Source organism: Lutispora sp. (genome assembly GCF_041687175.1).
Taxonomy (GTDB): Bacteria; Bacillota; Clostridia; order Lutisporales; family Lutisporaceae; genus Lutispora.
On record NZ_JAWLCK010000117.1, the window covers coordinates 1 to 7,911 of the forward strand.

The 7,911-nt window shown below is 37.8% G+C and carries 8 protein-coding genes; 7 read left to right on the top strand and 1 reads right to left on the bottom strand.

All coding sequences use genetic code 11. The features are described 5' to 3' along the window. Positions 1-550: GNAT family N-acetyltransferase (locus tag ACESM9_RS12975; RefSeq protein ID WP_372999401.1), on the top strand; the 550-nt coding region annotated here is incomplete at its 5' end. Positions 551-682: 132 nt separating this feature from the next. Here the strand turns inward: ACESM9_RS12975 and ACESM9_RS12980 are convergent. Then, positions 683-1,555, bottom strand: coding sequence for a nitroreductase family protein (locus ACESM9_RS12980; RefSeq protein ID WP_372999404.1), 873 nt, complete (start codon positions 1,553-1,555; stop codon positions 683-685). Positions 1,556-1,908: 353 nt separating this feature from the next. On the opposite strand from ACESM9_RS12980, the gene ACESM9_RS12985 reads away from it, so the two are divergent. The 6 genes from ACESM9_RS12985 to ACESM9_RS13010 all read left to right on the top strand — a co-directional run bounded on the left by ACESM9_RS12985 (position 1,909) and on the right by ACESM9_RS13010 (position 7,770). Further along, complete coding sequence (locus ACESM9_RS12985) at positions 1,909-2,493, top strand: manganese efflux pump MntP family protein (RefSeq protein WP_372999407.1); 585 nt, start codon at positions 1,909-1,911, stop codon at positions 2,491-2,493. Positions 2,494-2,577: 84 nt separating this feature from the next. Then, a complete protein-coding gene (locus tag ACESM9_RS12990) occupies positions 2,578-3,795 on the top strand; it encodes a 2,3-bisphosphoglycerate-independent phosphoglycerate mutase (protein ID WP_372999410.1) in 1,218 nt (405 codons plus the stop codon). 17 nt (positions 3,796-3,812) lie between these two features. Then, positions 3,813-4,094, top strand: coding sequence for a YkvA family protein (locus tag ACESM9_RS12995; RefSeq protein ID WP_372999413.1), 282 nt, complete (start codon positions 3,813-3,815; stop codon positions 4,092-4,094). 13 nt (positions 4,095-4,107) lie between these two features. After that, positions 4,108-5,169 (top strand): CapA family protein, encoded by a 1,062-nt coding sequence (locus ACESM9_RS13000; RefSeq protein ID WP_372999416.1) that lies wholly within the window; start codon positions 4,108-4,110, stop codon positions 5,167-5,169. 23 nt (positions 5,170-5,192) lie between these two features. After that, positions 5,193-5,885, top strand: coding sequence for a PrsW family glutamic-type intramembrane protease (locus tag ACESM9_RS13005; protein WP_372999419.1), 693 nt, complete (start codon positions 5,193-5,195; stop codon positions 5,883-5,885). Positions 5,886-6,045: 160 nt separating this feature from the next. After that, positions 6,046-7,770 carry a 5'-nucleotidase C-terminal domain-containing protein gene (locus ACESM9_RS13010; RefSeq protein ID WP_372999421.1) on the top strand — a complete coding sequence of 575 codons (1,725 nt, stop codon included), beginning with the start codon at positions 6,046-6,048 and terminating at the stop codon, positions 7,768-7,770. Positions 7,771-7,911: the final 141 nt, after the last annotated feature.

A 7,911-nucleotide genomic window follows, 5' to 3' on the forward strand; every position in this document is an offset into this window, starting at 1 on the left:
TGTATTTGTTCCAATTTATTATTATTATGTGGAGGCTGTTGCTGTGATTAATGTTATTATGGGTCAGAAATCTGTCCTAGTGCCGATGACGGAAGAAGATCTGAAGATGGTGCATACATGGGCATGTGATCCTCTAATAACCCAAAATTACCATAAGTGTTTATCTGAAGAAGTAGAGTCATTAAGAAAATTGATTTGCAGCCATGACGAAAACATAAAAGTTTACACTATCAACACTGAAGACAGTATAACCATAGGAAAACTGACAATAGAAGTAGCGGAAGATAATAGTGCAAACATCGATATGCTTATAGGACAAAAGATATATATAGGAAAAGGTTATGGTAAAGATGCCCTTAAAGCTGCGGTGAAGCATTGCTTTGAGGATTTGGGTTTAGATGCGGTAAAAATGGTTATCAAACAAGGCCATATGAGAGCAGAATACTGCTGCTGGGCTTGCGGGCTAAGAGAGGACAAGTATTATATTCCAGAAGAAGACAATAACACTACCAGAATGATTATCTACAGAAAGGATTATACAGGATATTAAGATACGGGGCGCACCGTTGTTAGGCGGATGTTCCTTTTTGTTGTATGCGAGTCATGAATGCCATGTTTGATAAATATACGAATCACGGGCAACCACAAGGGTTGCCCCTATTTTTTTACGCCTTACAACCTTTTATAATTCTATTTTAGCTACTACTTTATATTCCTTGTTTTCATCATTATCTTTCACAAAGGTCCATTTGCTTGGTATGCCCAGATCCTTAGCCAGGCCTTCTGCTGTATACATCATGATTCCAGCATCCACATAGTTCTCTATGTTTTCTGGATTGAGTATTGCCAGGTATGCTTCACCATCTTTCAGTATAAAGCGGCAAGGTTGCATGTTCTTATAGGAGGGAGCATTTCTTACATAGAAGAATATATCTGCAATACCTCTGTTCTCCAATTCATCATAGCTTGCTTCATTTCCCCACTGATTCAAGTATACTATTTCGCCAACGGCAAGCCTTGCATTATCAATGCCTTTATCTTCGATAATCTTATAACCGTATGGGCTTGTGGATATATTCTGCACATGTAAGGATGAGGATTTTTGCTTTAATGCTTTCTCATCTGCTTTACCTAAGGCCAGTATATAATTTATGTTGCCATTTTCGTCATTCAAGAGTTCTGCTTTAACATTGCAGGGCACATTTCTGATATTTATCCAACAGCTTCCCAATTCTATTTCAAACAATTTCTTTACTACTGATTGCATAAAATATGCGCCTAAAAACTCAGTCTCAGCATTTTCGTTGTATAGCTTCAGTCCTATATAGTGGGGACTCTTGATCATTACTCCGCTGTACCCGCCTACGCCTTCCAGCTTCTTGAAGACATCCTGACCATTTTCAAATAATATAAGTGAAAAGCCTTTTTCTCTGCCTACTGTAGTATTTATTTCGCCCAGGTATGCTCTAATATCGCTTAGTATAAAACTCTCAACATTAGTATCTTCATAATTTCTTATTGATTGAATATTAGTTAGAAAATCTTTGAAATTCATACTTCAGCCTCCTTGGTAAATTATACTAGTTTATTCTATATTAATCTAAAGGAAACCAAATATCAACAAATATTAAATAACTAACAATATAATTAAGAGGAATTAATAGTATGTTGACTATATACAATATTTAGTCTAAAATATAACAAGGAACAATATAAACAATATATCGCATAAGGGAGTAATTACCGCAAGAATTGCGGGGTAATGTCAACATACTGATGGAAACATCTGGCATACCTTAAATAATGAGACTTATGTGCAGTGGTTGCTGCGCATAAGTTTTTAATTTTGTAGAAATTTTGCTTTTGTATGTTACTCCATATGCTGTAGAAGTACGAAAGGGGATAAAAATGGGAATTTTGACAATTGTAATGATCGCATTTGGACTGGCAATGGATGCTTTTGCTGTATCAGTAAGCAGCGGCATATCCATCAAGAATCTTAAACCACAAAATGGAGTAAAGATAGCTTTGTTCATGGGTGGCTTTCAGGCTTTAATGCCTGTGGCAGGCTGGCTTTTAGGAATAGGATTCAAGGACTATATAGAAAAATATGACCACTGGATAGCTTTTGTGCTTCTAGGCTTCATAGGAATAAAAATGCTGAAAGAAGCCATGGATGAGGATTGTGAATATGTCTCAGATCCATTGGCTAATAAAGTATTGTTCATGCTTGCCATAGCAACAAGCATCGATGCTATGGCAGTAGGGGTAAGCTTCGCCTTCTTGAAGACTTCCATACTAAGTTCTGCTTTAATTATAGGTCTTATCACATTTGTAATCTGCTATATCGGTGTTTATCTTGGAAACAAATGCGGCTGCATATTCAAGAAAAAAGCGGAGATTGCAGGGGGCATAATACTTATTTCTATAGGTTTTAAAATATTGGCTGAACATACAGGATTGACTACAATAGTCCTCAATATGTTCAGATAAGAATAATTTTATTAACTAATGTACAAAATTAAATAGTATATTGTTATAATAAAGGCAACAACAATATGAAAGAAGGGGTTGCTCATGGACATTAATGAAGAATTGATTGAAAAACTGGTACAATCCAATAATGCCAATATAGTGTTGCTTGTTATGGATGGACTTGGTGATATTCCCAACAAAGAATTTGGCAGGAAGACTCCCTTAGAGTATGCCATAACACCTAATATGGATAAATTGGCTAAAGAATCAGCCCTTGGAAGGCATATACCTGTGTTGCCGGGAGTTACACCGGGAAGCGGTCCTGGGCATTTAGGGCTCTTTGGCTATGATCCGATGAAATATGAGATAGGTAGAGGTATGCTTGAAGCTGCGGGTATGGATATGGACATAAAAGATGGCGACGTGGCAGCAAGATGTAACTTTGCTTCAGCCGATGAAAATGGTGTTATAACCGATAGGAGAGCCGGCAGAATTTCCACAGAGAAATGTCAGGAAATCTGTGAAATATTGAGCAATAATATAAAGTCTATAGATGGGGTAGAAATAATAATAAAGCCGGGTATGCAGCATAGGTTTGTAGTTATGTTCAGAGGAGAAGATTTATGTGATAAGCTCACTGATTCAGATCCGCTGATGGAAGGGAAAGAACCTTTGGCAGTAGAGCCTCTTACTGAAAAAGCCAAATTTACCGCAGAAATAGCAAATAAATTCTATCGACAGGCTCGTGAAGTAATTGGGGATCTAAAACCAGCCAACTCACTTTTAATGAGAGGATTTTCTGCTAAACCCAGGATTCCCAGGATGCAGGACAGATTTAAACTTAACCCTGTTTGTATAGCTCATTATCCAATGTATAGAGGGCTATCAAAATTTGTGGGTATGAGTGTTTTGGATGCGGGTAATACTCCGGAAGACGCTTTTAAAGTATATACAGAAAATTGTTCAAGATATGATTTTCTTTTTATACATATAAAGTATACGGACAGCTTCGGAGAAGACGGAAACTTTAAAGAAAAGGTGAAAACCATTGAAGCAGTAGATAAAGCTTTGCCAATTTTGCTGCAAAAGAAACCAAATGTGTTGTGCATAACCGGAGATCACTCTACACCAACACCTATTAAAGGACACAGCTGGCATCCGGTGCCTGTAATGATACACTCTGAATATTGTGGATTTGATGATGCAGACAGATTTACTGAAAATAATTGCAACAAAGGCAGTCTTGGCATGTTCCAGAGCAAATATCTGATTAATTATCTGCTTGCCAATGCCATGAAACTTTCTAAGTTTGGAGCCTGATAAAGGAGTTATCCACTATGAATAAATTCAAGTTGCTCATAAGATATATAAGAGATAGAGAAGTCTCTGTTTTTAAGAAATTGTTGATTTTGGCAGGTTTGCTCTATCTTGTATTCCCCATGGACATTGTGCCTGATGTATTAATAGGTCTTGGAATATTGGATGATGCAGCTGTTTTATTATTTGTCTGGAATGCCATAAAATCTGAGTTAGCAGAATATGGTGAAAAGGTTTCCGGTACGAATGTAGACCACAAGAAAGTCATAGAGGTAGATTTTAAAAAGGAAAATGACGAATAGTGGGAGTGGTTTTATGAAAAGGTTGCTCATGGTCTTATACCTATTAATGTTTGTTTTTATATTAGCTTCTTGCACGGGCTTCGCAGAAGTTGACGATAGGGAGGCAATACCAGGAGAAGAAACAAGCACTGAAGAACCTGGTGAGAAAAAGACAATTATAATCTCCATGGTAGGCGACATGCTTTTTCATGGAACTGTGGATTCCTATATGAAAAAGTATGGAGATGGCTATGTTCTGGAAGGATATGGACCGCTGATGAAAGAAAGCGATATAGTTTTGGGCAACTTGGAGACATCTATATCTAAGAGAGGAGTGCCTATGGAGGGTAAAGAATATACCTTTAGAGGCAGGCCGGATGTATTAAAAATATTAAAGGATAACAATTTCAGTGCTGTGAGTATTGCCAACAACCATGTACTGGATTTTGGGATAGATGCATTTCTAGATACATTAGATAACTTGAAAAAATATGAGCTTCTCTATGCCGGTGGAGGCAGAAACAAAGAAGAAGCAGTAAAGGGAACTATAATTGAAAAGAAAGATATAAAGGTTGGTTTTCTAGCCTTTACAAAAGTTGTTCCTGTGGTGGAATGGTATGCGGGAAAAAATAAACCAGGTATCATAGGTGCATACAAAGTCCATGAAAAGGAATTCGTAAAGACCATACAAGAAATGAAAAAAAATTGTGATGTGCTGGTGGTATCTGTTCATTGGGGTCAAGAAGGTACTACAACTATAAGGGACGAGGAAAAATACATAGCTCACAGCATGATTGATGCCGGAGCAGACATAATCATGGGGCATCATACCCATGTGGTTCAAGGTATTGAAATATACAAAGATAAGCCTATTTTCTACAGTTTGGGCAATTTCATATTTACTACATCAAGGATTGATATAAACAATAAAACCATAATGGCCAATGTTGAAGTTGACATGGAAGGAAATATATCAGATATTCATGTTATTCCAGGGACTATTGTAAATGGAAAGCCCACTCCCATGGAAGGCATCGAAAGGGATAACTTTATTAAATATCTAAACGGTCTGAATGTAAATTATGTGTTGCACTGATAATTATGCCTGGGAGGTAGAGCATGATATTATTATTGGCTTCTATAGCGCCATCGGTAGCACTCATGTACTTTTTCTACATGAAGGATAAGTATGAAAAGGAACCAAGACATCTTCTCATAAAAGCTTTCATGTTGGGCGTTATAGCTGTAATACCTGTATTGCTGGTAGAGATGAGATTGAACCTGTTTGATATGGAAGCGGATAGAAGCCTGGTAGCCGCAGGCTATACTGCTTTTATTGTGGCAGGTCTTGTGGAAGAAGGCTTTAAGTTTCTGATTTTCTATATGTTTATCTGGCGAAATCATGAGTTTGATGAAATGTACGACGGTATAGTATACAGTGTCTTTGTATCCTTGGGTTTTGCCACTGTTGAGAATATAGGTTATGTATTGTCTACAGGATTCAGTGTGGCGCTTTTAAGGTCCATCACTGCAGTTCCTGCCCATGCCTTATTTGGCGTATCCATGGGTTATTATTTAGGTATAGCTAGATTCGCCAGAGTGGAGCACAGAGAGAGGTACCTTCGATTGGCATTGATAGTTCCTGTAATACTTCATGGTATATATGATTTTATACTTATGACCCAAAGATACTATATGTTGTCTGTCTTTGTGGTTTATATTGCATATCTCTGGAAGAGAGGCATGAGCAATGTAAGGGAGCTGGTGGAATGCTCCCCATATAAAGAACTTGAAGACAGTGAAGATGATTGATAACTAAGATTTACAAGAAACCTTTCCAAGAATAAATGCTTGGAGAGGTTTCTTTTTTCACTGTAGACCATAAATGGAGATATTTTGAAAACATGAAGGATTTTATTACCAGATGTAGAATACCATAGATACTACAAAAATTATAAGAGGAGGGTGTAATATGAATACAAAGTTTAGAAAGATGCTAAGTATGCTGGTAGTACTTTCAATGGTAATGGGATTAGTATTCGGTTCCTTTACTGGAGTATACGCAGATGAAAATACAGTAACCATAACCATAGTACATACCAATGATACACACTCAAGGGTTGAAGCAGGTATTGGATTTGCAAAAGTTGCAGCCAAAGTAAAGGAACTTAAGGCAGCAAATCCTAATACATTAGTAGTTGATGCAGGAGATACACTCCATGGACAGACTTTTGCAACTATTTCAAAGGGTGAAAGCATAATCAAGGTTATGAATGCTGTAGGCTACGATGTAATGACTCCAGGAAACCATGACTTTAACTATGGTCAGGATAGATTGGTAGAACTTGCTGGAATGGCACAATTCCCAATAATCTCAGCAAACTTGGTAAAAGCTGACGGAACCACACTTCTTGAACCTTATGTAATAAAAGAAATAGGCGGATTAAAGATAGGCATATTCGGTCTATCAACTCCTGAAACTGCATACAAAACTAATCCTAAGAATGTAGAAGGACTTACATTTGCAAATCCTGTAGAGATTGCTAAAAAGATAGTAGCAGAGCTTCAGGAAAAAGAAGTAGATGCAATAATAGCCTTGGCACATTTGGGTATTGATAAGGAAACAGTAGATACATCTTACCTGGTAAGAGATAATGTAGAAGGTATCGATTTAATAATAGACGGACACAGCCATTCAACATTGGATACAATAGACAATGAAGGCAAAGACACTAAAATAGTTTCAACTGGCGAATATAACAACAATTTAGGAATAGTAAACCTGATATTCGCAGACGGAGAATTGAAGACTGTTGAACCTTCAGTATTCAGCAATGAAGAAGCAGCAGAATTGGAAACAGATGCTGATGTAATAGCTATTATAGAAGAAGTAAAAGAAGAGAATAAGGCAATAACATCAGTTGTTGTAGGAAAGACTGATGTAGAACTTGACGGTGTAAGAGAGCATGTAAGAGGAGGAGAAACCAACCTCTCCAACCTTATAACCGATGCCATGCTAGCAGCTTCAGGTGCAGATATGGCCATAACCAATGGCGGTGGAATAAGAGCATCCATTGATGTGGGAGATATAACAATGGAGGAAATAATTACAGTTCTTCCATTTGGAAACTATGTGATAGTCAAGGAATACACAGGAGCCCAGATACTGGCAGCTCTTGAGCACGGAACAGCCAACTATCCCGAATTGGCAGGCTCCTTTGCACAGGTTGCAGGTGTAACATTTACGCTTGACTTAAATGAGGAAGCAGGCAAGAGAGTAAAAGATGTTAAGATAGGCGGACAGCCTTTAGATTTAGAAAAGACATACAAAGTAGCAACAAATGACTTTATGGCAGTTGGTGGAGATGGTTACACAATGCTTCAAGAAGGCAATCTGGTAGTTGAGCTTCCAGGTCTTGATGAAGTGCTCATTGAATATGTTAAAGGACTGGAATCAATACCAGCAGAGGTAAGACCGAGAATGACTGTTATAGAAAAAGTTGGAGCAAAAGAACCTGTAGTAGAAGAGCCTAAGAAAGAGGCTGCTACAGAAACATATGTAGTAAATCCTGACGATGTACTTTGGAAGATAGCAGAGAAGTTCGGCTTAACATGGGAAAAGCTTGCCGAATTCAACAAATTAGCAAATCCTAATCTAATTTTCCCTGGACAGAAATTAATGATACCTGCTAATTAATTATAATAATAATTAAAACGCCCGATTTAGTCGGGCGTTTTACATGTGCGCCCAGCATGGGCGCAAGCTAGTCGGTGAAAGTCCGATACGGGGGTTGATAGCGCCAACCGTTAGCTTAAGACAAGGGTGTCCATCGCGAGG

Excerpts from the sequence above, each read along its gene's own strand:
- ACESM9_RS12985 (WP_372999407.1), top strand. The coding sequence starts at position 1,909 with ATGGGAATTTTGACAATTGTAATGATCGCATTTGGACTGGCAATGGAT.
- ACESM9_RS12980 (WP_372999404.1), bottom strand. The coding sequence starts at position 1,555 with ATGAATTTCAAAGATTTTCTAACTAATATTCAATCAATAAGAAATTAT.
- ACESM9_RS12990 (WP_372999410.1), top strand. The coding sequence starts at position 2,578 with ATGGACATTAATGAAGAATTGATTGAAAAACTGGTACAATCCAATAAT.
- ACESM9_RS13010 (WP_372999421.1), top strand. The coding sequence starts at position 6,046 with ATGAATACAAAGTTTAGAAAGATGCTAAGTATGCTGGTAGTACTTTCA.
- ACESM9_RS13005 (WP_372999419.1), top strand. The coding sequence starts at position 5,193 with ATGATATTATTATTGGCTTCTATAGCGCCATCGGTAGCACTCATGTAC.
- ACESM9_RS13000 (WP_372999416.1), top strand. The coding sequence starts at position 4,108 with ATGAAAAGGTTGCTCATGGTCTTATACCTATTAATGTTTGTTTTTATA.
- ACESM9_RS12995 (WP_372999413.1), top strand. The coding sequence starts at position 3,813 with ATGAATAAATTCAAGTTGCTCATAAGATATATAAGAGATAGAGAAGTC.